General features: G+C 74.6%; 19 protein-coding genes. 11 read left to right on the forward strand and 8 right to left on the reverse strand.

The window, feature by feature from the left end; genetic code table 11:
• Positions 1-38: 38 nt before the first annotated feature.
• Positions 39-320 carry a DUF1905 domain-containing protein gene (locus tag ACIOHG_RS10730; protein ID WP_400948010.1) on the reverse strand — a complete coding sequence of 94 codons (282 nt, stop codon included), beginning with the start codon at positions 318-320 and terminating at the stop codon, positions 39-41.
• A 202-nt stretch (positions 321-522) separates the two neighbouring features.
• Between ACIOHG_RS10730 and ACIOHG_RS10735 the strand changes: the two genes are divergently transcribed.
• Positions 523-2,133 (forward strand): MFS transporter, encoded by a 1,611-nt coding sequence (locus ACIOHG_RS10735; protein WP_400948012.1) that lies wholly within the window; start codon positions 523-525, stop codon positions 2,131-2,133.
• A 145-nt stretch (positions 2,134-2,278) separates the two neighbouring features.
• Positions 2,279-3,043 carry a TetR/AcrR family transcriptional regulator gene (locus ACIOHG_RS10740; protein ID WP_400948014.1) on the forward strand — a complete coding sequence of 255 codons (765 nt, stop codon included), beginning with the start codon at positions 2,279-2,281 and terminating at the stop codon, positions 3,041-3,043.
• Positions 3,044-3,153: 110 nt separating this feature from the next.
• Here ACIOHG_RS10740 and ACIOHG_RS10745 read toward each other — a convergent pair whose 3' ends face one another.
• Positions 3,154-3,657 (reverse strand): PadR family transcriptional regulator, encoded by a 504-nt coding sequence (locus ACIOHG_RS10745; protein ID WP_400948016.1) that lies wholly within the window; start codon positions 3,655-3,657, stop codon positions 3,154-3,156.
• 304 nt (positions 3,658-3,961) lie between these two features.
• On the opposite strand from ACIOHG_RS10745, the gene ACIOHG_RS10750 reads away from it, so the two are divergent.
• Entirely contained in the window at positions 3,962-5,650 is a 1,689-nt protein-coding gene (locus ACIOHG_RS10750; RefSeq protein WP_400948019.1) for a glycoside hydrolase family 13 protein, read from the forward strand.
• A gap of 65 nt (positions 5,651-5,715) precedes the next feature.
• On the opposite strand, the gene ACIOHG_RS10755 is transcribed toward ACIOHG_RS10750, so the two are convergent.
• Together ACIOHG_RS10755 and ACIOHG_RS10760 are read right to left on the reverse strand one after the other, a co-directional pair.
• Positions 5,716-6,063, reverse strand: coding sequence for a hypothetical protein (locus ACIOHG_RS10755; RefSeq protein ID WP_400948021.1), 348 nt, complete (start codon positions 6,061-6,063; stop codon positions 5,716-5,718).
• Positions 6,064-6,147: 84 nt separating this feature from the next.
• On the reverse strand, positions 6,148-7,737 hold the full coding sequence (locus tag ACIOHG_RS10760) for an FAD-dependent monooxygenase (RefSeq protein ID WP_400948024.1): 1,590 nt from the start codon (positions 7,735-7,737) through the stop codon (positions 6,148-6,150).
• 233 nt (positions 7,738-7,970) lie between these two features.
• On the opposite strand from ACIOHG_RS10760, the gene ACIOHG_RS10765 reads away from it, so the two are divergent.
• A complete protein-coding gene (locus tag ACIOHG_RS10765; RefSeq protein ID WP_400948027.1) occupies positions 7,971-8,678 on the forward strand; it encodes a TetR/AcrR family transcriptional regulator in 708 nt (235 codons plus the stop codon).
• A 91-nt stretch (positions 8,679-8,769) separates the two neighbouring features.
• Here ACIOHG_RS10765 and ACIOHG_RS10770 read toward each other — a convergent pair whose 3' ends face one another.
• Complete coding sequence (locus tag ACIOHG_RS10770) at positions 8,770-9,192, reverse strand: SRPBCC family protein (protein ID WP_400948029.1); 423 nt, start codon at positions 9,190-9,192, stop codon at positions 8,770-8,772.
• 89 nt (positions 9,193-9,281) lie between these two features.
• Here ACIOHG_RS10770 and ACIOHG_RS10775 point away from each other — a divergent pair, with 89 nt between their 5' ends.
• Positions 9,282-9,974 (forward strand): hypothetical protein, encoded by a 693-nt coding sequence (locus ACIOHG_RS10775; protein ID WP_400948031.1) that lies wholly within the window; start codon positions 9,282-9,284, stop codon positions 9,972-9,974.
• Between the two features lie 168 nt (positions 9,975-10,142).
• On the opposite strand, the gene ACIOHG_RS10780 is transcribed toward ACIOHG_RS10775, so the two are convergent.
• Positions 10,143-10,628, reverse strand: a complete 486-nt coding sequence (locus tag ACIOHG_RS10780) for a hypothetical protein (protein WP_400948034.1) — start codon at positions 10,626-10,628, stop codon at positions 10,143-10,145.
• 922 nt (positions 10,629-11,550) lie between these two features.
• Between ACIOHG_RS10780 and ACIOHG_RS10785 the strand changes: the two genes are divergently transcribed.
• Positions 11,551-12,597 (forward strand): hypothetical protein, encoded by a 1,047-nt coding sequence (locus tag ACIOHG_RS10785; RefSeq protein ID WP_400948036.1) that lies wholly within the window; start codon positions 11,551-11,553, stop codon positions 12,595-12,597.
• Positions 12,598-12,650: 53 nt separating this feature from the next.
• Here ACIOHG_RS10785 and ACIOHG_RS10790 read toward each other — a convergent pair whose 3' ends face one another.
• A complete protein-coding gene (locus tag ACIOHG_RS10790) occupies positions 12,651-14,078 on the reverse strand; it encodes a lamin tail domain-containing protein (RefSeq protein WP_400948038.1) in 1,428 nt (475 codons plus the stop codon).
• 192 nt (positions 14,079-14,270) lie between these two features.
• Between ACIOHG_RS10790 and ACIOHG_RS10795 the strand changes: the two genes are divergently transcribed.
• The 3 genes from ACIOHG_RS10795 to ACIOHG_RS10805 all read left to right on the forward strand — a co-directional run bounded on the left by ACIOHG_RS10795 (position 14,271) and on the right by ACIOHG_RS10805 (position 18,256).
• On the forward strand, positions 14,271-14,789 hold the full coding sequence (locus ACIOHG_RS10795) for a protein phosphatase (protein ID WP_400948040.1): 519 nt from the start codon (positions 14,271-14,273) through the stop codon (positions 14,787-14,789).
• A 579-nt stretch (positions 14,790-15,368) separates the two neighbouring features.
• Complete coding sequence (locus ACIOHG_RS10800) at positions 15,369-16,304, forward strand: lytic polysaccharide monooxygenase (protein WP_400948042.1); 936 nt, start codon at positions 15,369-15,371, stop codon at positions 16,302-16,304.
• A 305-nt stretch (positions 16,305-16,609) separates the two neighbouring features.
• A complete protein-coding gene (locus ACIOHG_RS10805) occupies positions 16,610-18,256 on the forward strand; it encodes a cellulose binding domain-containing protein (protein WP_400948045.1) in 1,647 nt (548 codons plus the stop codon).
• 92 nt (positions 18,257-18,348) lie between these two features.
• Here ACIOHG_RS10805 and ACIOHG_RS10810 read toward each other — a convergent pair whose 3' ends face one another.
• Positions 18,349-19,884 (reverse strand): MFS transporter, encoded by a 1,536-nt coding sequence (locus ACIOHG_RS10810; RefSeq protein WP_400948048.1) that lies wholly within the window; start codon positions 19,882-19,884, stop codon positions 18,349-18,351.
• Positions 19,885-20,194: 310 nt separating this feature from the next.
• Here ACIOHG_RS10810 and ACIOHG_RS10815 point away from each other — a divergent pair, with 310 nt between their 5' ends.
• Together ACIOHG_RS10815 and ACIOHG_RS10820 are read left to right on the forward strand one after the other, a co-directional pair.
• On the forward strand, positions 20,195-20,968 hold the full coding sequence (locus ACIOHG_RS10815; protein WP_400948050.1) for a TetR/AcrR family transcriptional regulator C-terminal domain-containing protein: 774 nt from the start codon (positions 20,195-20,197) through the stop codon (positions 20,966-20,968).
• Positions 20,969-21,253: 285 nt separating this feature from the next.
• Positions 21,254-22,564: a chitinase gene (locus ACIOHG_RS10820; protein WP_400948053.1), complete on the forward strand. Its 1,311-nt coding sequence runs from the start codon at positions 21,254-21,256 to the stop codon at positions 22,562-22,564.
• Positions 22,565-22,680: the final 116 nt, after the last annotated feature.

The raw sequence follows: 22,680 nt of genomic DNA on the forward strand, positions 1-22,680 counted from the left end.
CCCGCCCCAGGGAGGTTCGCTCCCCCCGCCCGTGCCGCTCAGCACACCAGGCTCGCGGTGGCCTCGTCGCCCGGGACGAGGCCGAGCGGCTTGCGGACGGCGTTCTTGACGGGGAGCAGGAAGGCGCCGCCCCGGGGGATCAGCGAGGTGGTGAAGGCGGTCCCCCCGATCACCGCCCGGACCGGGACGACGCCCCAGCCGTAGCTGGTCCGGGCGGCGTGCTCGCGGATGTCGTCCGCCTGCTCGGCGGGCACCGGCAGGAAGTAGTAGGGCGAGGGACCCCGCCACTCGATCAGCCGGGCGGTGAAGGTGAGTTCCATGACCGCCCATCATCCCCCACCCGCCATCCCCACCCGCCCGACCGTGCCCCGGGAGGCCCGGGCACCGCCCCGGACCGGCCGCTCGGAACCGCCGCCGGAAATTCGTTGTACACCGTAGAAGCATTCCTCTACGGTGTACAACGAACGAGCGGCCGACCGGCCGGTCGCGCTGCCCTCCCCTCCCCTGCCCGAGGAGTCCGCCTTGTCGCAACCCGTCGTTCCACCGAGCGCCGCCCACCCCCGCCGCTGGGTGATCCTGGCGGTGGTGTGCCTGGCCACCCTGGTCGTGCTGCTCGACAACACCGTGCTGAACGTGGCCGTCCCCTCGCTGACGGAGGATCTGGGCGCGGGCACGGCCGACGTCCAGTGGATGATCAACGCGTACGCCCTGGTCCAGTCGGGCCTGCTGCTGACGGCCGGGAGCCTGGCCGACCGGTACGGGCGCAAGCGCGCCCTGATGGTGGGTCTGGCGCTGTTCGGGCTGGGGTCGGCGACGGCGGCGTTCGCCCAGTCCTCGGGGCAGCTGATCGCCGCCCGGGCCGGGATGGGCGTCGGCGGCGCGCTGCTGATGACGACCACGCTGGCCGTGGTGATGCAGGTGTTCCAGGGGCCGGAGGTGCCGAAGGCGATCGGGATCTGGGGGGCCGTCAGCTCGCTGGGCTTCGCGGGCGGTCCGCTGCTCGGCGGGGTGCTGCTGGCGCACTTCTGGTGGGGCTCGATCTTCCTGGTCAACGTCCCGGTGGCGCTGCTCGGCCTGTTCGCGGTGGCCCGGCTGCTCCCGGAGACGAAGGACCCGGCGGGTCGGCGGCCGGACGTGCCGGGTGCGGTGCTGTCCACGGTCGGCATGGTCGGCGTGGTGTTCGCCATCATCTCGGGCCCGGCGGGCGGTTGGGGCTCCGGCCGGGTCCTGGTGGCGGGGGCGGTGGGCCTGGCGGCGCTGGCCGCCTTCGTGGCCTGGGAGCTGCGCACCCCGACCCCGATGCTGGACATGGCCTTCTTCCGCAACCGGCGGTTCAACGGCGCGGTCGCGGGCGGCATCCTGGTCGCCTTCGGCATGGCGGGTTCGCTCTTCCTGCTCACGCAGTACCTGCAACTGGTGCTCGGCTACGACCCGCTGGAGGCCGGTCTGCGGATGTCGCCGCTGGCCCTGGTGATCGTGGTGCTGAACCTGACGGGCGTCGGTGCCCGGCTGCTGCCGAAGCTCGGCTTCGCGGGGGCGGTCGCGGTCGGCATGACGCTGCTGGCGGGCGGCCTGGCGGTGATCGCCGAGTGGGGCTCGGGCGGGTACGGCGGGCTGCTGGCCGGCCTACTGCTGATGGGCGCGGGCATCGCGGTGGCGAACCCGGCGATGGCCTCGGCCGTGATGGGCGCGATCCCGCCGGAGCGGGCGGGCGCGGGCGCGGGCGTGCAGGGCACCGTCACCGAGTTCGGCGGCGGCCTGGGCGTGGCGGTGCTGGGCGCGGTGCTCGGTTCCCGCTTCGCCGCCGGCCTGCCCGCCGGAGTGCCGGCCGAGGCCGCGAAGTCCCTGCCGGAGGCCCTGGCCGCAGCCCCGGCGGGGGCGGCCGAAGCGGTCCGGAGTGCCTTCGCCCACGGCCTGACGGCCAGTCAGCTGATCGGCGCGGCGGCCGTCCTGCTCGGCGGCCTGGTCTCGGCGGCCCTCCTCCACCGCGCCGACCGACCTACCGCCACCGCCGCCACCGCCGCCACCGCCGGTTCCGACAGCACCACCGCCGCCGCCACTGACGCCCCCACGGATGCCGCACCCGACGAGCAGCCGGACGGCCGGACGGCGGAACCGGCCGCCACCTCCTGAGGAACCGTCCGACCGATCGCCCGGGCCCGCGCACACCGCGCGGGCCCGACGCCGTACGGTGGTGCCGAAACACCGCCCCCACCCCAGCCCACCCTGCCCCTCCCCACCCCACCCTGCCCCTCCCCCGACCGAAGGACGGAACAACGTGCCCGCCGAGCGCGCCTCGCAGATCAAGAAGAGCGTGTGGCTCGCCCCGCCTCCCACCCGGGGCCGCCGCTCCCCCCGGGCGGCGCGGGACGGCGCGGTCGGCGGCGCGGGCGCCCTGGACCGGGAGGTGGTGGTCGCGGCGGCGGTGCAACTGCTGGACGAGCAGGGCGAGGCGAAGTTCTCGATGCGGGCGCTGGCGGCCCGGCTCGACGTGACACCGATGTCGCTGTACTGGTACGTCAGCGACAAGGACGACCTGCTGGAGCTGGCGCTGGACGTGGTGGCGGGCGAGATGGTGCTGCCCGAGGCGGGCGACGGCACGTCCTGGCAGGAGGGACTGCGGGCGCTGGCGGTGGCGTGGCGGGCGGCGATGCTGGCGCACCCGTGGGCGGTCCGGGTCTACGCGAACTACCTGAACATCGGCCCGAACTCGGTGCGTTTCTCGGCCCGGGCGGTGGAGGTGGCGCACTCCTCGCCGCTGACGCCGCAGGACGCGATGGCGGCGCTGTCCGCGGTCTTCCAGTACGCCTACGGGTTCACCGTCACCGAGGTGAACTGGGAGGAGAAGGCCGCGGCCGCGGGCACCACGGTGGAGGGGCTGACGGCGGAGATCACCGAGGCGGTGCTGGAGATCCCGGAGATCGCCGACTCGGGCGCCCTGGTGGAGCGCCCGCAGGAGTCCGACCTGGCCCGCCGCGAACGGGAGTTCCACCGCGCCCTGGACTGGCTGCTGGCCGGCATGACGGCCGCCCCGGCGCCGTGAACACCGTGAACACCGTGAGCGTCAGGTGCGCCACGAGCGTCACGCACGCCGGGGGCGCCATCAGCGTCACGCGCGCCGGGGGCGTCACCCGCGCCGGGGGCGGCCGAGGGTCAGGTGAACTCCTGCTGGCACCGCTCCAGCCAGTCGAGTTCGGCCTTCAGGTGCAGCACCTCGCCCTCGATCAGCAGCCGCGAGACGCCGTGGCCGGCGGAGCCGTCGGCGCTGGCGTGCAGCCCGCGGAGCACGGCCAGGCAGTGCGAGCGCTGCAGGTCGATCAGGGCGCGCGGCTCGGCCAGCCGGGTGTGCGGGCCGAGCACGAGTTTGAGGAAGAAGTCCTCCCGGACCTTGCCGCCCTCGGACGGGCGGGCGAACCAGGCGGCCAGTTCGCGGCGGCCGGCCTCGGTCAGCGCGAAGACCCGCTTCGCGGGCCGCCCGTCCTGGGCGACCTGCTGGCCCTCGATCAGGCCGGACTTCTCCAGCCGGCCGAGCGTGACGTAGAGCTGTCCGTCGTTGGTCCGGGGGTAGCCGGGGCCGAACGCGGACTCCAGGGCGCGCCGGAGCTGGTAGCCGTGCGCGGGGCCGGTGGCGAGCAGAGCGAGCAGCGGTAGCCGCACTCTGGGGTGCCTCCCTTCGGGGGTGGTGGGGGGAGCGCGCCGTGCGGCCGAGCGTCGTCGGTCGTACGCCGGGCGGCGCTCCTGGGCGTGGGTCTACCCCGGTGCGCTCCCGCTTATTCGCCCGGATTCGTCCCACCTGGTGGCACCCTGAGCCCCAGGAGGTGACATCTCCATCGGCAGGCTCCTGGACACACAGTTTGGCCTATACCTAACATCTAGGTATCCCCGAGGAACTGACGGTATGTCAGGCGGGGCCCGTGCCTGTCAGCGCGACCTCCCTCGCGCGCTCCCGTGAAGGTGACGCATGATCACGTCCGTCGTCCCCGGCGATCCGCCGCGCCCCTCCACCGCCCTCCCGACCGAGCACCTGCTCCCGGCGGAAGGGGCGGCCCCGCCCGCGGCCGACGCCCTCTGGTGGCGCGACGCGGTGATCTACCAGGTGTACGTGCGCAGCTTCCAGGATTCGAACGGCGACGGGATCGGCGACCTGCCGGGCGTCCGGGCCCGCCTGCCGTACTTGAAGCGGCTCGGCGTGGACGGGGTGTGGCTGAACCCGTTCTACCCGTCGCCGCAGCACGACCACGGCTACGACGTGGCGGACTACAAGGGCGTCGACCCGATGTTCGGCACCCTGGAGGACTTCGACCTGCTGGTCGAGGACTGCCGCACGCTGGGGCTGCGCCTGGTGCTGGACACCGTGCCCAACCACTGCTCGGCCGAGCACCCGTGGTTCCTGGAGGCGCTGGCCGCCGCCCCGGGGTCCGTCTCCCGGGCCCGGTTCCACTTCGCGGACGGCCGGGGCGAGGACGGCGAACTGCCGCCCAACAACTGGCGGGCGATGTTCGGCGGCCCGGCCTGGTCCCGGGTCACCGAGCCGGACGGCACGCCCGGCCAGTGGTACCTGCACATGTTCACCCCGGAGCAGCCGGACCTGAACTGGCGCAACCCGGAGGTGCCCGCCGAGTTCGAGAAGGTGCTGCGGTTCTGGCTGGACCGGGGCGTGGACGGTTTCCGGATCGACGTCGCGGCGGGCCTGTACAAGCACCCCGAACTGCCGGACTCCCCCGACCCGGAGGCCGACGAGCGGACCCGCGACTCGGTCAACCCGCTGGCCTGGAACCAGCCGGAGGTGCACGAGATCTGGCGGTCCTGGCGGGCGATCTGCGAGGAGTACACGGTGCGCGACGGGCGGCAGCGGCTGCTGGTCGGCGAGGCGTCCGTGCCGACGCCGGCCGAGCAGGCCAAGTACGTGCGCGCGGACGAGCTGCACCAGGCGTTCTTCTTCCACCTGCTGCACGCACCGTGGGACGCCGGGCACTTCCACCAGGTGATCGACGCGGCGGTGCGCGACATCACCGCGACCGGGTCCACCGTCACCTGGGTGCTGAACAACCATGACCAGGTCCGCACCACGACCCGCTTCGGCAGCCCCGAACGGGCCCGCGCCGCCGCGCTGTTGATGCTGTCTCTGCCGGGCGCGGCCTACCTGTACCAGGGCGAGGAGCTGGGCCTGCCGGAGGTCGACGACCTGCCGGACGAGGTGATCACCGACCCGATTTTCCACCGCACCGGCAGCCGCAAGGGCATCCGGGACGGCTGCCGGGTCCCGCTGCCGTGGGCCGGCGACCGGGCCCCGTACGGCTTCGGTCCGGAGGGTTCGGCCCCGACCTGGCTGCCGCAGCCCGCCTCCTTCGCCCGGCACACGGCGGAGCGGGCGCTGGCCGACCAGACCTCGCCGTACCACCTGTACCGCGAGGCGCTGCACCTGCGCCGCCTGCTCCCCCAGCTCGGCGAGGGCACCCTGCGCTGGCTGGAGACCCCGCCGAACGTGCTCGCCTTCACCCGTGGCGACGGCCTCCTGGTCGCCACCAACTTCGGCACCGTCCCCGCCCCGGCCCCCGTCACCGGCACCCCCCTCCTCGCCTCCGGCCCCTGCCCGCCCGACACCCTCCCCCCGGCCACCACGGCCTGGTGGATCCAGCCCCGCCGCTGACCCGCCGTCAGCACCGTCGACAGCCCTCCCCCGGTCCCGTTCCGGGGGAGGGCTGCGGCGTGTCGTCAGTCCTCGTCCGGGCCGATCCGATCGCCGTGCTCGTCGTAGTACTCGCCGTCGTCGCCCTGCACCCGCGCGCCGAGCTGCTGCGCGACCGCGTGCATCCGGGCCCGGAAGCGGCGGCTCGGGTGTTTGACGGAGGCCTTCCCGCCCCGCCACCACATGCCTTCCCGGTAGCCCCGGTCCGGGTCGAACAGTTCGGCCCACCACTCGACCTGCTCGCCCTCGCCGTACGCGACCAGCTCCAGCACCGGGTCGGCGGCCACCGCGGCCCGCCACTCGTCGAACCCGATCTCCGGCCCCTCCGGGTCGAACCAGTACCGGCGCCGGGTGAGGTGGATGTCGTAGCCCATGCCCGGAGGGTAGGTCCCGCGGCCGACACCCGGCCGGTCAACGGGCCGAGTGCGAGGCGAGCCGGGTGCGAGGCGTTCCGGCGGCTACCGGGCCGGGCGGGAGAGCAGGTGGTCGAGGGCTTCGGCGAGGTGGCGGGTCGGGTCCGGGGGCGGGGTCTCGGTGCAGAGGGCAACGATCGCGTCGGGGCGGACCAGGAGGGCACCGGCGGCGGGGAGCCAGGGGGCGCGGACCTGGTGGGCGGGGAGGCCGAGGGCGGTGGCGGCGGGGAGCCAGGGGGTGCCGGCCGGGCCGGTGAGCAGGGTCCAGCGGGAGGCGACCAGGTCGAGGGTGGAGGTGCCGTCGACCCGGGCGTGCGGGACGCGGGAGCCGGGGGTGCCGTCCAGGACCGCCGCCAGGTCCACCGTGGAGGGGAGTTGCGGGCGCGGGTCGAGGACGGCGGCCGAGTCGTAGCGCTGCCCGAGGTGCACGACGGGCGGTGCCCACGCGCCGGCGGCCGCCCGTGCCGCGTCGGCCGCCGGCCCGCGCCCCCAGTGCAGGCTCGGGTCGGCGAACCGGAGCATCGCCTGGTGGACGGTCGCCGCGGCGACCGGTTCGCGTTCCCGCGCGTAGCTGTCGAGCAGCCCGGGGCCCGCCTCGCCCCGGTGCACGGCGGCGAGTTTCCAGGCCAGGTTGTGGGCGTCGGCGAGGCCGGTGTTGAGGCCGAACGCGCCGATCGGCGCCACGGTGTGCGCGGCGTCGCCGACCAGGTGGACCCGGCCGGCGGTGAAGCGCTCGGCGAGCGCGCTGCGCGGCCGCCACGGCAGCACGCTGCGCACCTCGACGTCCAGCTCCGGGTCGCCGACCGCCGTCCGGACCAGGGCGGCGCAGCGCTCCGCGGTGAAGTCCTCGGGGCGCTCGCCGCGCGCGGTGTCGCAGGCGACGTGGAAGACCCAGTCCAGGGCGCCGTCGATGGTCACCAGCAGGCCGGGCGCCTCGGGGACGGTGAGGGTGCAGGTGGCGAAGGCGGCGCCGCGCAGGTGGGGGCGGAGGTCGGCGCGGAACAGGATGTTGACCTTCGTCCCGCCGAGGTCGCCCGGGCCGGTGGTGCCGATGCCGAGCGCCGTCCGGACGGTGCTGTGCGCACCGTCGGCGGCCACCAGGTGGGCGCAGCGCAGCAGTTGGCGCCCGCGCGGGCCCGCCAGTTCGACGTCGATCCCGTCGGCGTCCTGGGCGATGCCGGTCAGGCGGGTGGACCAGCGCAGGTCGGCGCCGCGGCGGGCCAGGTCGGCGGCGACCACGGCGTCCAGGCGGTCCTGGGCGCAGACGCCGCGCAGCCGGAACGGGGCGGGATCGTCGGCGTCGGCGGGCGGGACGGGCATCGGGACGGCGGTGACGTCGCCCGCGCCGAGTTCCCGGACGGTGCGGGCCACCGCCTTGCCCGTGCCGCCCCGGAGGTCGACGGCGGTGGCGTCGACGGCGGCGTCCAGGCCGAGTTCGCGCAGGATCTCGACGCTGCGGGCACCGATACCGGTGGCCCGCGGGTGGACCGAGGGGCCGGGGCGGCGCTCGACCAGCACCGGGGGCAGCCCGTGGTGCGCGAGCAGCGCGGCGGCGAGCAGCCCGACACTGCCCCCGCCGACCACCAGCACCGGCACCTCCTCGGCCCCCGCCCGCGCCCACGACGCCCCTCCCATCGCCCCCGCCCTCGCTTCCGTCCCTGCCCCCGCCTTTGCCCCCGTCTCCATTCCTGCCTTCGCGTCTGCCGCCGCCCCGGGCGCCTCCGGCTCCGCCCCTGCCCTTACCCCCGGCTCCGCCTTCGTGCCCGCCCCCGGCCCGGTCGGCGAGCCTTCTGGATACACTGTTTCCGTCATGGCTACAGCGTATCCAGAAGCTAGGATGGCGGGCAACGAGGAAAGGAACCGCCCCCATGACCGACCCCACTCCGCCCCTGGTGTGGAGCAGGCCGCGCCCCGAACCGGCCCGGCGGGCGCCGGGGGTGGACCAGTACGTGGCCGCCGCGCTGGCCGTCGCCGACGCGGAGGGGCTGGCCGCGGTATCGATGCGCCGGGTCGCGGGCGACCTCGGTTCGGGGACGGCCACCCTCTACCGCTACCTCACCAACCGCGACGAACTGCTCGACCTGATGGTCGACGCCGCGCAGGGCGAGCACCCGCTCCCCGAGCCCGGCGAGGACTGGCGCGCCAACCTGGCCGCGGTCGCCCACACGCTGCGCGCGACCCTGCTGGCCCACCCGTGGCTGCTGGAGGGCGAACTGACGGGCCGTCCCTCGCTCGGCCCGCACTCGCTGCGCCGCTCCGAATCGGCGCTGCGCGCGGCCGTCACGCTGACGCCCGACCTCACCGCGGCCTCGCGGGCGCTCGGCGTGGTGCGCGCGTACGTGCTCGGCTCGGTGGCGGCCCAGCAGGGCGCCCGGAGCGCCGAGCGCCGCACCGGCCTGACCGAGGAGCAGTGGCAGCACAGCGTCGGCCCGTACATCCGGCAGGTCCTCGCGGCGGGCGAGCACCCGCTGATCGCCCGCCGGATCGCCGAGACCGAGGAGCCGGACCCGGAGGCCGAGTTCGCCTTCGGCCTGGAGTGCGTCCTGGACGGCCTCGCCGCCCGCACCACCCGCTGAACCGCCGACCCGCACGCACCACCCGCCGGCCCGCCGACCCGCACGTACTCGCCCACCAGGGCCCGGCCCGCAGGGCTCAGCGCAGCAGTGCTCAGCGCAGCAGCGCCCGCAACGCCTGCCGGAAGACGATCCGCCCGACCCACGCGGTCGGACGGTCGAACAGCGCGGGCAGCGGGCCGAACCGCAGGTCCTCGCGCCAGCGCACCGCGGACCCGGAGCCGTCGCGCAGCGGCCGGACCTCGATCTCGGCCCAACCCGTCACCGCCCGGCCGCGCTTGACGAGCCGGCAGCGGCCGGGGCCGCCGTCCCGCGGCGGCTCCCACAGCACGACGTCCATCACGTCGTCGAACCCGAACCGGCCGACGCCCGTCCGGGCCACCAGGCGCCGCCCGTCCCCGGTCACGTCGAGCCGGGTGAACGGCACCGAGGCGCCGTGCCGGGGCCAGTCGGTGACCCGCCGCCACGTCTCCTCGACACCCAGCGGGACTGCCTGCACGATCCGGAACTCGGTCACCCGCCGATGCTACCCACCGCTACCCACCGGCCGGGGTCGGCGGTACGGTGTGCCGTCGCGTCGCACGGGGGAAAGTCCGAGGTCCAGTCATGTCCGGGAAGTCACCGACCGGGAAGTCACCGACCGGAAAGCCACGGAGCAAAAAGCCACAGAGCGGGGGCGCACCGGCCGCCGAGCCGCGCACCGCCAAGCCGGACCGGACCAAGTACGGCCCCACCCCGAAGCGCAACGAGCGGCGCCCGGGCCCGGAGCGCCGTCCGGCCGTCCTCGCCGCCGCCCTGCTCAGCGCCCTGTTCGCGCTGGCCGGCGTCGCCCTGGGCGCGGCCCTGACGGTGGCCGGGGCGACGGCGTCGGCGGAGATCCGCGACCGGCACCACCAGCCCGTGCTGCGGATGACCGTCACCGACTGCCGCAGCACCGGCGAGTACCGGAACCTGACCCGCCACTGCCGGGGCACCGACCCCGCCGGCCGCCCACTGACCTACAACGGCGCGCCGGAGACCTACCGGACGGGCACCGTCGCGGACGTCCACTGCGACCCGGACGGCTCCTGCACCACCCTCGGCGTCGGCCGACACGCCGTCACCGCCCTGATCACCACCGGCGGCCCCCTCCTCGCCGGCGCCTGCCTCTGCGGCCTGGTCGTCGTCCTCACCCGCACCTTCGCCCCGACCCGCCTCCCCGCCCTCCGCCACCCCACCCTGCTCCGCCGCCTGACCCTCACCGCCGCCGCGACCCTCGCCCTCACCCTCACCGCCGACCTGCTCCACCAACTCACCTGACGCCCCGTCCCGGTCCCTCCCGACCCGCAGCGGGGCCTCCGGCCTTCGGATCCGGCCCGACTTCCGATCCGGTAGGGCTTCTCCGTGACGTGGATGTGGCGGCTCGGCATCCCGGCATCGCGGTGCTCCGCGGCGGCTCCTCCTGCACACCGCCGCCGTCGGCCGCAGTCACATGATCAGCGGCTCGGCCAGGAGGACGACCCGGTCGGACTCGACGTCGAAGGCGAGTACCGGATGGCCGTAGTCGGTCTCCGGATCCATCAGGACCGGCTTGCCCAGGCATCGCCCGATCTCCCGGAGGAAGCCGCAGAACACATCGAGTCGCTCCTGGCCCTGCAACTCCCGCAGGTCGACGTCGAAGTCGATGACCTCGTGGTCGAAGAAACGGAAGATCGCCAGCATCTCGGCATCCGGCCAGACCCGCAGGTTCGGGCACTCGGCGCCCGCCGGGCGGGACAGCACGCTCTCCGCCCGGGGCATCGGCAGCACCGTCTCGCCCTCGGAGAATTGGTGCTTCCAGCCCCTCGCCTCGACGAGATCGAGGACTGCCTGCCAGTCCTCCACCGAGCAATCCGGGACACGCACATCCGGCAACGACCCCATCAGGTCCGGGTCGAAGAAGCACCTCACGTCATCCCACAGAAGATCAGCCACACCGTCATACTGCCCGTCCCACCGACTCGGCGCGGCCCTGTTTTCCTTGGCCGAGAGGGCTGGGACAGCACCGCCACCGGCCCGCTCCACCGACTCACCCGACAACCCGTCGCCGGACAGTGGCCCGGCCCCTGGTTCCGCACCTGGCAGGCCCCGACCGGCCGACCCGGGGAAGCCCCGCCCCACGTCTCCCGCCGGACCGGGAGCAACTTGTCCGCCGCAGCGGTGCCGGAGGGGGAACGGGGACTCGTCATGAGCAGGCGTCAGCAGCGCGGAGACCGGCGGCGCTTCCACGCCGAGACGGCGCGGGCGAAGCTCCGGCTGCGACCGCGGAGCGTGCCGACCCCGGCGGGGCCGGGGCAGGGTGTCCCGACCGTGGTGGTGGCGCTCTTCGCGCTCGCGGGTCTCGTCGTGCTGCTGGTCGGCCTCTTCCGGGCCTTCGAGCCGGCCGACGCCGCCGGGCGCCCGGCCCTGCGGATGGCGATCGAGGACTGCCGCACCGTCCACCACCGGGGCTCCTCCGAGACCGTCTGCCAGGGGCACGGCGACCCGGGCGGCGCCGGGGTCACCACCGGCACCTGGGCCCTGGACGGCCTCGCGTACCGGCCCGCGTCGAAACGCCGACCGTCCGCTGCGCCCGGGACGGCACGTGCACCGTCGGCCTCGCCGCGGCGCCTCCGAGGTGCTCGGCACGGCCTCCATCGGTCTCCTGATGCTCGGCACCGGCCTGGCCCCCGTCGCCCGGCCCCTGACGGCCCGTCACCGGCCGGAGCGGGCCGAGTTCTTCGAGCGCCGCTCCGTCCGCCGGGCCCTGCTCGCGCTCCGTGCCGTCGTCGGCCCGGGCCTGGTCGTCTCCTGCTTCCTCCCGTGGCCCCGGCGGGTCGCCCTTCCCGCCCCGCCGGGGGCGGCCGATAGTGGGAGGGTGCGCCTCCCCGATGCCGCCCCGGGCCGCCGGGCCGTCCTGCTGGCCGGGCTCGGCTGCGCCCTGACGGCCTGCTCGTCCACCACCACCGCCCCGCCGAACGCCCCGACCAGCCCGAGCAGCAGGTCCGCGCCCATGTCCACCCCCAGCCCGAGCAGCACGTCCGCGCCCATGTCCACCCCCGCCCCGAGCCCCGGCGGCAGCGCGTCGCCCTTCCCCTCCCCCGCCGCCTGGCAACCCGGTCCTGGCGAGTTGCAGCCGGACGTGAAGCTGCGGGCGGTGCAGGTGGTGGCGGCGGTCGGCGGGTGGCCGGCGGGTGGGCAGGGGGTGGCGGCGGCCCGGGCCCGGGTGGCGGCGCTGGGGCTGGACCCGGGGCTGGCCGAGCAGGGCGGTGCGCTGCTCGCGGACGCGCCGCGGGCCGCGCTGGAGGTGGTGTACGCGCAGTACGGCGGGCTGCTGGCGGATTCGGCGAGCGTGCTGGTGGTGTGCCGGCAGTGGCTGGCGGGCGCGGACGGCGCGGTGGTCTCGGCGGGCAGCACGGTCGACGTCCGGCTCTCCCGGTCCGCGCCCCGGTGGACCGTCACCGCCCTGCACCCGGCCGACCCGGGCGCGGCGGCGGCCGCGCTGCCGGACCCGGCGACCCGGGTGCTGGCCTCGGCCCGGATCGTACTGCCCCCGGCGGGGGCGGCGGACGTCCGCTCGGGGCAGGTCCACGCGTCGGTGCTGACGGCGATGCTGGCGCTGGCGGGGACGTACGCCTTCGAGCCGAGCGTGCTGCGCTCGGGTCATCCGCTGCTGGTGTTCGGCACCGACCGGCCCAGCGACCACCCGCAGGGGCGGGCCTTCGACACCTGGCGGATCGACGGGCACCCGGTGGTGGACCCGGCGACCCCGGCGGAGCTGGTGCGCTCCTTCATGCGGGACGCGGCGGCGGCCGGTTCGTACAACGTGGGCGGCCCGTACCTGCTCCCCGGCGGGGGGACGGCCAATCAGTTCTTCAGCGACGACACCCACCACGACCACGTCCACGCGGGTTTCCGCACCTGACCGTCCCGCTGACGCTCCGTCGGCTTCCGGAGGACGGAGCGCCGGCGGGCGGCTCAGCAGGTGATGCTGCCCCTGCGCAGGGCGTGGCCGCCGGTGTTGCCGTCGTCGGACCAGTAGACGGGCTTGCTGCCGCCCGTGCACTCGCCCGCGCCGGCCAGGGTGAAGCCCTCGTTGTTGAGGTTCGGCATGCCGGTCGGGCGGTTGTGGACGGCAGCGAGCGCGAACGCGCCGGAGGCGTTCACCTTGAAGGTGCGCAGCTGGCCGGAGCAGGTGTCGTCGCAGACCACCCAGAGCCGGTTCGCCTGCGGCTCCCAGGACAGTTCCATCACCCCGGCCATGCCGCTCGCCACGGTGGCGACCTTGGTGAAGCCGCCGGCCTCCAGCAGGACGTAGCCGTGGACGGCGCCGGTGCCCTCGACGCCGACGAAGAACACGCCGCCGGTGTGCGCGGCGTAGCGGCTCGGGTCGTAGGCGGCGCCGGTGGCGACGTCCTTGAAGCCCGCGCCGGTCAGGTAGCCGTCGGGCACCCAGGTGATGCCCTCCAGGCCGAGGTTGGCGCCGGTGGACGGGAGGTCGGGGGTGAGGTTCCACTCCCGGGTGGCGGTCAGCGTGCCGCCGCTGCCGGAGACGTCGTAGCGCAGCACGGAGAGCCGGCTGGTGCCGGAGGAGTCGGCGTTGCGCTCGCTGGAGACGTAGACGCCGCCGGCCGAGCCCGCGCCGGTCAGGGTGACGCCTTCGTCGTCGGGGGTGCCGCTGCCGCCGGGGAAGCGCAGCGCCTTTCCGGCGCCCCAGCCGTTGGCGGTGTCGGGCTTCCAGCCGCCGGAGCCGTTCGGGACGAGCCGCCACAGCTTGCCGGAGTTCTGCGCGCCCCAGAGCACGCCGCCCTCCTGGTACAGGCCGGACAGGTCCTCGCCGAACACGTCGGCGGCGTCGGCGGTGGTCACGGTGGAGCTGCCGGGCCAGGCGACGGGGACGGTCGGACCGCCGCTGCCGGAGCAGTTGTTGGCCTTGCCGAGGGTGAGCGCGGTGGCCCTGCCCCAGGTGCCGGTGCCGTCGGGGCAGCGCGACCAGGACGGGTCGGAGTGCGAGGTCCAGCTGTAGGAGTCGACCAGGGTGGTGCCGTCGGCCAGGTAGAGCCGGGCGCTGTCGGCGGAGCCGAGGCCGAAGCTGCCGTGCACGTCGAAGGCCCGGTGGCCGCCGGGGGCGAGCGTGGTGCCGGAGGCGATCTTGTACTTGTTGCTGTTGTCGTTGTCCTTGAGGACCCATCCGGACAGGTCGACCGTCGCGGTGCCCTTGTTGTAGAGCTCGATCGAGTCGTTCACCGACCCGGTGGTGACCACCTCGTTGATCCGGATGCCGTCGGCCGGCGCGGCGGCGGCGGGAGGCGCGGTCAGGGCTCCCAGGGCGGCGGCCGGCAGGGCGACGGTGGCCAGCAGCAGGGAGAGTCGACGGCGCCACCTGGGGGTGCGCGGTGCGGTCACGGGTTCCGTCCCTCGGGTCGTGGGTGTGCGGAGCGGTGCGGACCAACGTTCCGGCCCCGCCCCGACGAGGCCGCACCAGGGCCTGTTGCCCCCGTGAACGCCCGGCGAATCCCCGCGCCCCGAAACGGAGTTGCCCGCGTTCTCGGGAACAACCGCCCGGCCGTCCGCGTTCCAGGGCGGGAGGCAGCTGGGATGAGTACCCGTCAGAACGATAGCGGCGCGCCCGAGCCGGCGGCGCCGTGGAACGAGATCGCCCCCGGGCTGTGGCTGGGCGGCCTGCACCGGACGGACGCCGCGGGGCGGCGCCTGCCCGTCGTGGTGGACGCGGAGTTCGACCTGGTGGTCAGCCTGTGCCCGGCGGCCGGCCACGGCCCCGCCCCGGGCCGGCCGCACCGGGTGGTGGCGCTGCCGGACGGGCCGCTGGACGCCTGGCAGTTGACGGCCGTGCAGTCGCTGTCCCGGACGGTCGCGGAGGCGGTCGTCTCGGGCCAGAGCGTGCTGGTGCGCGGTCGCACCGGCCACAACCGCTCGGGGCTGGTCGCCGCGCAGGCCCTGGTCGAGCTGGGGTCGGCGCCGGACGAGGCGGTCCGGCTGGTCCGCGAACGCCGCTCGCCCCGGGCGCTGGGCGACGACCTGCTGGTGCAGTACCTGGTCACCGGCCTGGAGACCGCGCGACTGCTGGCCGCGCTGTCCCCGCCACCGCTGTCCTGACCCTTCGTCAACCACGGCGCCGCAGGACGAGGAGCACACCCGCGCCGCGCGCCCGCCGCCCCCGATCCCACCACGCCACACGACCCGTCCACCGTACGACCGTCCCCCGTGCCACAGACGGAACGCTCCCGTCCGACGGCCCTCCGTTCGGCGCGGCCGATCCCCGCCCGGTGCCTTATCGCAGGGTTACCTGGGCCTTATTCCTGCGCCCCGCCCGGGCCGGTCGCCGGGCACGCGTTCCGGCCGGTGCGGCGTAGGCGGGCGGGTACCGGGGCGGTAGCGGGTGCGGATGCGGGAGGGCCGATTCCCCTGGTACGCCGGGGCGGGCGGGGGTGGCGAGGGGGCTGACGGATCGCCAGGTCGCCCGGGCGGCAAGGGTGGTGGGGAGTGGCCGGATCCCGCCATCGGGCGGCGGCCCCCACTTGGCCGACTCTTGTCAATTGGTATAGGCCAATCGTAGCCTTCGTTCCGCTCGCGGCGTGCCGGGTCCACGCCGCGCGGCCCCGGGGTCGCTCCCCGTGGCGCGGGCAGACGTGCCGCTTTCCCCCACAGCCGGCCCGGCCTTCCCCTAGGAGAACCATGTCCTGGTCCCGTCGCCTGCTCACCGCCTCCGCGGTGGGCGCGGGCGCCCTGGCCGTCACGGCCCTCACCGCCACCACGGCGGACGCCCACGGTGCGATGTTCGGTCCCGCCAGCCGCGTCGCGGCCTGTTACGCGGAGGGCCCCGAGACCCCGAAGTCCCAGGTGTGCAAGGACCTGGTGGCCGACAGCGGCACCCAGCCGCTGTACGACTGGAACGAGGTCAACCTCGCGAGCGCCAACGGGCAGAGCCAGCAGATCATCCCGGACGGGCACCTCTGCTCGGCCAACCGCGACAAGTACCGGGCCCTGGACTGGGCCCGCACCGACTGGCCGGCCACCACGGTGACGGCCGGCGCGAAGACCTTCAACTTCCGCGTCACGGCGCCGCACCAGGGCACCATGAAGCTGTACCTGACCAACGGCGGCTACAACCCCACCAAGCCGCTGAAGTGGTCCGACCTGGACCTGGCCAACCCGATCGCCACCTACGCCACCGCCCGCACCTCGGACAACGGCTACTACAACGTCGGCGTGACGCTGCCGCAGCGCACCGGCCGCCAGCTGGTCTACATGGTGTGGCAGCGCTCGGACAGCCCGGAGGCGTTCTACGGCTGCTCGGACGTCGACTTCGGCGGCTCCCCGGCGGCCGCGGCCGCGCCGTTCGCGGCGACGAACCCGTCCGGCCCGTCCGAGACGCAGATCGACGCGGGCGCGGCCCGCTCGACCGTCGCGCACCACGGCCACGGCGGCGACACCGCCCTGAACAGCACGAACGCCGCGAACACCGTCGCCACCGCCGACGCCGCGGACACCGCGACCGGCCCGGGGAGCGGCGACGCCCTGCTCGTGCTGGCGGGCGCGGGGCTGCTCTCGGCCACCGCCTCGGGCGTGTTCCTGACCCGCCGGATGCGCGCGGCCGCCGTCGCCGCCTGACGCCGACGGCCCATGGACGCCCGACCCCGGGGCCGGGGTCGGGCGGGCGGCGCGGCCCCTTCCCCCACGTCTTCGGGGGCCGCGCCCTCCGTCGTCCCACCCGTTCGCCCCACCCGTTGCCGCCGCCCGCGCCTCCCGCTCCACTCGCACCTCCCGCTCCACTCGCACCCGCCGATGCGTCAACTCCTGGCAAAACCGGCAGACTTCGGATTGACGGCCCGAATTGGTCTGGACCATCTTGGGTGCGCTCCCCGCACCCGAGCACGGCCCTCCCCATCCCCCACACCTCCAAGGAGGACCCGCCGATGAGGCGCGTCACCCTCTCGCTCGCCGCGGCCGCGGCGCTGATCGCCACCCCGCTGGGCACCTCCGCCGCCGGTGCCGCCGATGTCGCCGGTGCGGCCGGTGCCGCCGGGGTCTCCGGGCTGGTCGCCGACTACGCGGTCACCCAGAGCTGGTCGACCGGGTTCCAGGCGACCTACACCGTCACCAACCACACCAACGCCACCGTGAACAGCTGGTCGCTCTCCTTCGACCTGCCGACCGGCGAGAGCGTCTCCAGCCTGTGGAACGGCGTGCTGACCTCCACCGCCACCCCGACCGGCACCCACTACACGGTGACCTCGCCGAGCTGGGCCTCGCCGCTCGCCCCGGGTGCGGCCGCCCCGGCGGTCGGCTTCGGCGTCAGCACCGGCGCGGTGCAGACCGCGCCCGCCAACTGCACGATCAACAACCAGCCGTGCGCGGGCGCGCCCGCCGACACGGCGGCGCCGTCGGTGCCCGCGGGCCTGCGCTCCACCGGCACCGGGCCGGGCAGCGTCACGCTCGGCTGGGGCGCGTCCACCGACAACACGGCGGTGGCCGGCTACCACGTCCGCGAGGGCTCGACGGTGGTGGCGACCACCACCGGCACCGCGGCCACCGTCCGCGGCCTGCTCGCGGGCAGCAGCCACACCTTCACCGTCAGCGCCTTCGACGCGGCGGGCAACGAGTCCGCGAACTCCGCGGCCGTGACCGCCGTCGCGGGCGCCGGCACCGCCGCCGGGACCGCCGCGCCGTACGTGGACCTGGGCGCCTACCCGACGCCGAGCCTGCCCGCACTGGCCGCGGCCAGTGGGCTCAAGGAGTTCTCGCTGGCGTTCCTCATCAACGGCACCCAGCCGTGCACCGCCAGCTGGTTCGGCGCCTACGACCCGGCCACCGGCTGGGACAAGGCCGACATGGACGCGATCCGGGACGCCGGCGGCGACGTCCGCCCGTCCTTCGGCGGCGCCAACGGCACCGAACTCGCCCAGTCCTGCACCACGGTGGCCGCGCTGGCCGCGCAGTACCAGAAGGTGGTGGACGTCTACGCCCTCGACCGGGTCGACTTCGACATCGAGGGCACCGCCGTCACCGACCGCGCCTCGGTGGACCGGCGCTCCGCCGCGCTCGCCCAGGTGCAGGCCGCGCAGCGGGCCAAGGGCCGCGACCTGAAGGTCAGCCTGACCCTGCCGGTGCTGCCGAGCGGCCTGACCGCCGACGGGGTCTACATCCTGCAGTCGGCCAAGAACGCCGGCCTGGCCGTCGACCTGGTCAACGTGATGGCGATGGACTTCGGCGACTGGGCCGCGCCGAGCCCGGCCGGGAAGATGGGCGCGTACGCGATCCAGTCCGCGCAGTCCACCCAGGCGCAGATCCGCTCGGTGTGGACCGGCCTGACGGACGCCCAGGCGTACGCGATGGTCGGCGTCACCCCGATGCTCGGCCAGAACGACACCGCCTCCGAGGTGTTCGGCCTCTCCGACGCCCAGCAGCTGCTCGCCTTCGCCCAGCAGAACCACCTCGGCGAGCTGGCCTTCTGGGAGATGACCCGGGACGCCAACGCCTGCACCGGCTCGCTGCCCAAGTGCACCAACGTCCCGCAGACGCCGTACCAGTTCTCGAAGATCTTCGCGGCGTACAGGGGCTGACCGGCCCGCTCGCGCGGCAGGGCCGTCCCGCGGCTGCGGGACGGCCCTGCTCGTCTCCTCCTCGGTGACGGTGCGTCACACCGCCTGGTGCGTCACACCGCCTGGTGCTCGCCCGCCTCCGCCTTGCGCGGGCCGGGGGCGGCGGGGGCGGCCTCGGCCTCCTCGCCCTCGCCGCCCTCCCCGCCCTCGCCGTGCTCGGGGCGGCCGTGCATCGGCAGCAGGAAGATCGCGGCGAACACCACGACCAGCAGGCCGAGTTCGGTCCACAGCGTGATCTGCTCGGCACTGGCGAAGTCCGCCGTCTTGAGGCGCTCGAAGAACACCGTGCCCAGGATGGCGCTGCCCAGGGCGGCGCCGAGCTGCTGGATCGACGTCAGGGTGCCGGAGGCGGAGCCCGTCTCGTGCGCCTCGACCGAGGCCAGCACCGTGCCGAAGAACGGGGCCATCACCAGGCCCATGCCCAGGCCGGTGACGGCGAGCGCGGGCGTGGTCTGCCAGGGCGTCACCGCGGCGCCCTCGGCGTGCAGGGTGTACATCAGGGCGCCGACGCCGGCCAGCATCACCAGCAGGCCCGCGTGCATCACCTTGCGGCCGAACTTCTGCAGCGCCTGCGAGGCGACGAAGGCCACCACCATGCCGACCGAGGCCGGGATGCCCGCCAGGCCGGACTTCAGCGCGCTGTAGTGCAGGCCGAGCTGGGTGTAGAGGCTGAACGTCAGCCAGAAGCCGGTCATCGCGGTGAAGAAGATCAGGCCGAGCACCATGCCGCCGCTGAAGCCGCGCTTGGCGAACAGGCTGGGCTCGACCAGCGGGTCCGCCCCGGCGGCCTTGCGGCGGGCCTCGTACCAGCCGAACACGCCGAACACCGCGACGCCGACCGCCAGCAGCGCGAACGCCCACAGCGGCCAGTCGTGCTCGCGGCCCTGCACCAGCGGGTAGATCACGGTGGCGGCGCCGAGCGCCGCCAGCAGCGCGCCGACCAGGTCGAGCCGGACCGTCCGCCCGTCGGCCCGCGCGGGCAGGAACACCCGGCCGCCGATCAGCGCGAACAGGCCGAGCGGGATGTTGATCAGGAAGATCATCCGCCAGCCGGTGCCGCCGAAGTCGGCGTCGACCAGCCAGCCGGCCAGGATCGGGCCGCCGACCGTGGACAGACCCATCACCGGGCCGAACATGCCGAACGCCGCGCCCTGCTCCTTCGGCGAGAAGATCTCCTTCATGATGCCGAGGCCCTGCGGCAGCATCACCGCGCCGAGCAGGCCCTGGGCCACCCGGGCGGCGATCAGCTGCCAGGGCTCCTGGGCCAAGCCGCAGGCCAGCGAGCCGAGCGTGAACCCGGCCGCGCCGATCATGAACATCCGGCGGCGGCCGAAGATGTCGCCGAGCCGGCCGCCGGTGATCAGGCCGATCGCCATCGCCAGCGTGTAGGCCGCGCCGAGCCACTGGATGGTGGACTCGCCGCCGCCGATGTCGGCCCGGATCGCGGGCGCGGCGATGTTGGTGACCAGCGAGTCGAGCAGGTCCATCACCTCGGCGGCGAGGATGACGAACAGCGCGACCCAGCGCCAACGGTAGGGCTCGGCCGCGCCTGCGGACGGCGGCGCCGAGGTGGTGACCGCGTCGGTCATCGCAACTCCTGAGTGTGCCGGGGCGCGGTGGACGGGGGCCGCGCGGTGAACGGTGTTTGGTGGGACGAACACTGTTCTACGAGTCGATCGGCGTTCCCGTCAAATGGTTTTGCCCGGCCCTTCCCCCGGCTTTCCCCCGACCCCCACCCCGAGCCGCCTTCCGGGGAACCCCCGAGCCGACCCCGAGACACCCGCTCCGACCAGCGCTCCAGCCGTTCTCCGGCCCGATCGCTTCGTACCCGCGTCGAACGCCGTTCGTCGGGAGTACGATGTTCGACGGTCGAACGTTCAGCGAAAGCAGGTGGCCCGCATGCCCGCGCAGATGCCCGCGATTCCGTGGCACAAGCCCCGCAAGGCGGACCCGCGGCAGCCGCTCAGCCGCTCGCTGATCATCGAGACCGCCCTCCGCGTCCTCGACGCCGAGGGGCTGGCCGGGGTGACGATGCGTCGGGTGGCGCAGGAGCTCGGCACCGGCCCGGCCTCACTCTACGCGCACGTCTCCAACAAGGAGGAGCTCTTCGAACTCCTGCTGGAGCGGGTCGTCTCCGAGATCCGGCTGCCGCTGCGCCCCGAGCCCGAGCGCTGGAAGGAGCAGATCACCGAGATCTGCTTCGAGGCGCAGCGCGTGCTCACCTCGCACCGGGACGTCTCGCTGGTCTCGCTGGGCAGCATCCCGCTCGGCGAGAGCCAGTTGACCCTCACCGAGTTCCTGCTCGACCTGCTGCTCCGGGTCGGCCTGCCGCCGCAGGTCACCGCCTGGGCGCTGGACGGCCTGGGCCAGCTGATCGACACCGACGCCTACGAGTCCTCGGTCTACGCGGAGCGGATCGCCCGCGGCACCGACATCCACGAGTACTTCGGGCAGCTGCACTCCTTCCTGGAGGCGCTGCCGACCGACCGCTTCCCGGTCCTGCAGGGCATGGCCGACACCATGGTGTCGGGCGACGGGGACGAGCGGTACGCCTTCAAGGTCGAGGTGTTCCTGCGCGGCCTGGAGTCCTACCTCCCGGCCGAGCCGCCGACCCGCGGCCGCGAACGGGGCCGCGAGCGGGGGCGGGAGCGCGGCCGCAGGCGGTCGGACTGACCCGCCCCCGCAGGCACGTCCACGCGTCCACGCGTTCCGACGGTTCGTCGACCACCCGACCCGGCCCACCCTTGAGCCTCCCTTGACCTGCGCTTTGTGTGCTCCGGTGCAGCCCCGCCGCGGCTCCACCGGCAAGGGTTGACGGGGCACCGGCACAGGTCTATACCAGTGGGCAGTCACGTCAACCTCGGCTTGGTACCCGACCGTTGACCCGGGCGCGCACCCCCACTCTTTCCCCGCGCGCGTCCGGGCCGCCGTCCTCGCCGCCTCCTGGAGAGGTTCCCGATGGAACGCGCACTTCCCCCACACTCCCCCGCCGCCGACCGCCCGGCCGACGCCCCGCCGGCCCGGCCGCGCCGCGCCCTCGCGGTGGCCCTGTCCGTCTTCGGCCTGCTGGCCGGCGGCGTGGCCGCCGTCACCGCCTCCGGCCCGGCCAGCGCCGCCACCGCCGCGACCGGGCTCGGCAACAACTGGTACGCCTCGGCGCCGTACCTGATGCCGGAGGACAACAGCCCGCCGGACGCCGCCGCCGTGATGGACGCCACCGGCCAGAAGGCCTTCCAGCTGGCGTTCGTCCTGGCCCAGGGCAGCAGTTGCAGCCCGGCCTGGGGCGGCACCTCCTCGATCGACACCGACACCGCGATGCCGGCCGTGATCCAGACGATCCGCAACAAGGGCGGCGACGTCTCGGTCTCGGTGGGCGGCTACGGCGGCACCAAGCTCGGCCAGACCTGCGGCACCCCGGAGGCGACCGCCGCCGCCTACCAGAAGGTGGTCACCAAGTACGGCCTCAAGGCGATCGACTTCGACCTGGAGGAGCCCGAGTACGAGAACACCGCCGCGATCCACAACGAGATCGGCGCGGCCCGCATCCTGCAGCAGAACAACCCGGGCCTGTACGTCTCGATCACCACGGCGGGCACCAACGCGGGCACCGGCTGGTTCGGCACCCAGATGCTGCTGGAGGCGAAGTCGGCGGGCTTCACCCCCGACAACTACTCGATCATGCCGTTCGACGGAGGCTTCAACGGGGCGGCGGCGCAGACCGACGCGCTGGTGAAGTTCAACCAGATCCTGCAGAGCACCTTCGGCTGGACCGAGGCCAACGCCTACGCGCACGAGGGCGTCTCGCTGATGAACGGCCGGACCGACGCCGCCGAGTACTTCCGGCAGGCCGACTTCCAGACCGTGCTGGACTTCGCCACCGCGCACAAGCTGGCCCGCTACACCTACTGGTCGGTCAACCGGGACCGCCAGTGCCCCGGCACGGTCGACCCGGGTCTGTCCGGCTCCTGCTCCAGCGTGGCGCAGAACGACTGGGACTTCACCAAGTACACGGTGAAGTTCGCCGGGGCCACCCCGCCCACCTCGCCCTCCCCGTCGCCGAGCACGAGCACCGGCACCAGCAGCTCGCCGAGCCCGTCGGGCGGCACCTGCTCGGCCGCCCCGAGCTGGAGCGCCACCACCACCTACGCGACCGCCGGCACCAAGGTCAACTGGAAGGGCCACTACTGGACCAACAAGTGGTGGACCGTCAACGAGGACCCGACGCTCAGCGGCCAGTGGGGCGTCTGGGCCGACAACGGACCCTGCTGACCCCTCCCCGTCCCCCGCAGCGCCGAACGACGGACGCGGCGCCGAACGACGGACGGGCCGTCCCGGTCCCGGAGCGAAGAGCTCCGGCCCGGGACGGCCCGTCCTCCTGTGCCACG

This window comes from Kitasatospora sp. NPDC088134 (genome assembly GCF_044741705.1).
GTDB lineage: Bacteria > Actinomycetota > Actinomycetes > Streptomycetales > Streptomycetaceae > Kitasatospora.

What these genes read in the sequence shown, in the direction of transcription:
- ACIOHG_RS10730 (WP_400948010.1), bottom strand. Translation starts at nt 320, where the DNA reads ATGGAACTCACCTTCACCGCCCGGCTGATCGAGTGGCGGGGTCCCTCG.
- ACIOHG_RS10750 (WP_400948019.1), top strand. Translation starts at nt 3,962, where the DNA reads ATGATCACGTCCGTCGTCCCCGGCGATCCGCCGCGCCCCTCCACCGCC.
- ACIOHG_RS10755 (WP_400948021.1), bottom strand. Translation starts at nt 6,063, where the DNA reads ATGGGCTACGACATCCACCTCACCCGGCGCCGGTACTGGTTCGACCCG.
- ACIOHG_RS10760 (WP_400948024.1), bottom strand. Translation starts at nt 7,737, where the DNA reads ATGGGAGGGGCGTCGTGGGCGCGGGCGGGGGCCGAGGAGGTGCCGGTG.
- ACIOHG_RS10765 (WP_400948027.1), top strand. Translation starts at nt 7,971, where the DNA reads ATGACCGACCCCACTCCGCCCCTGGTGTGGAGCAGGCCGCGCCCCGAA.
- ACIOHG_RS10775 (WP_400948031.1), top strand. Translation starts at nt 9,282, where the DNA reads ATGTCCGGGAAGTCACCGACCGGGAAGTCACCGACCGGAAAGCCACGG.
- ACIOHG_RS10795 (WP_400948040.1), top strand. Translation starts at nt 14,271, where the DNA reads ATGAGTACCCGTCAGAACGATAGCGGCGCGCCCGAGCCGGCGGCGCCG.
- ACIOHG_RS10800 (WP_400948042.1), top strand. Translation starts at nt 15,369, where the DNA reads ATGTCCTGGTCCCGTCGCCTGCTCACCGCCTCCGCGGTGGGCGCGGGC.
- ACIOHG_RS10805 (WP_400948045.1), top strand. Translation starts at nt 16,610, where the DNA reads ATGAGGCGCGTCACCCTCTCGCTCGCCGCGGCCGCGGCGCTGATCGCC.
- ACIOHG_RS10810 (WP_400948048.1), bottom strand. Translation starts at nt 19,884, where the DNA reads ATGACCGACGCGGTCACCACCTCGGCGCCGCCGTCCGCAGGCGCGGCC.
- ACIOHG_RS10815 (WP_400948050.1), top strand. Translation starts at nt 20,195, where the DNA reads ATGCCCGCGCAGATGCCCGCGATTCCGTGGCACAAGCCCCGCAAGGCG.
- ACIOHG_RS10820 (WP_400948053.1), top strand. Translation starts at nt 21,254, where the DNA reads ATGGAACGCGCACTTCCCCCACACTCCCCCGCCGCCGACCGCCCGGCC.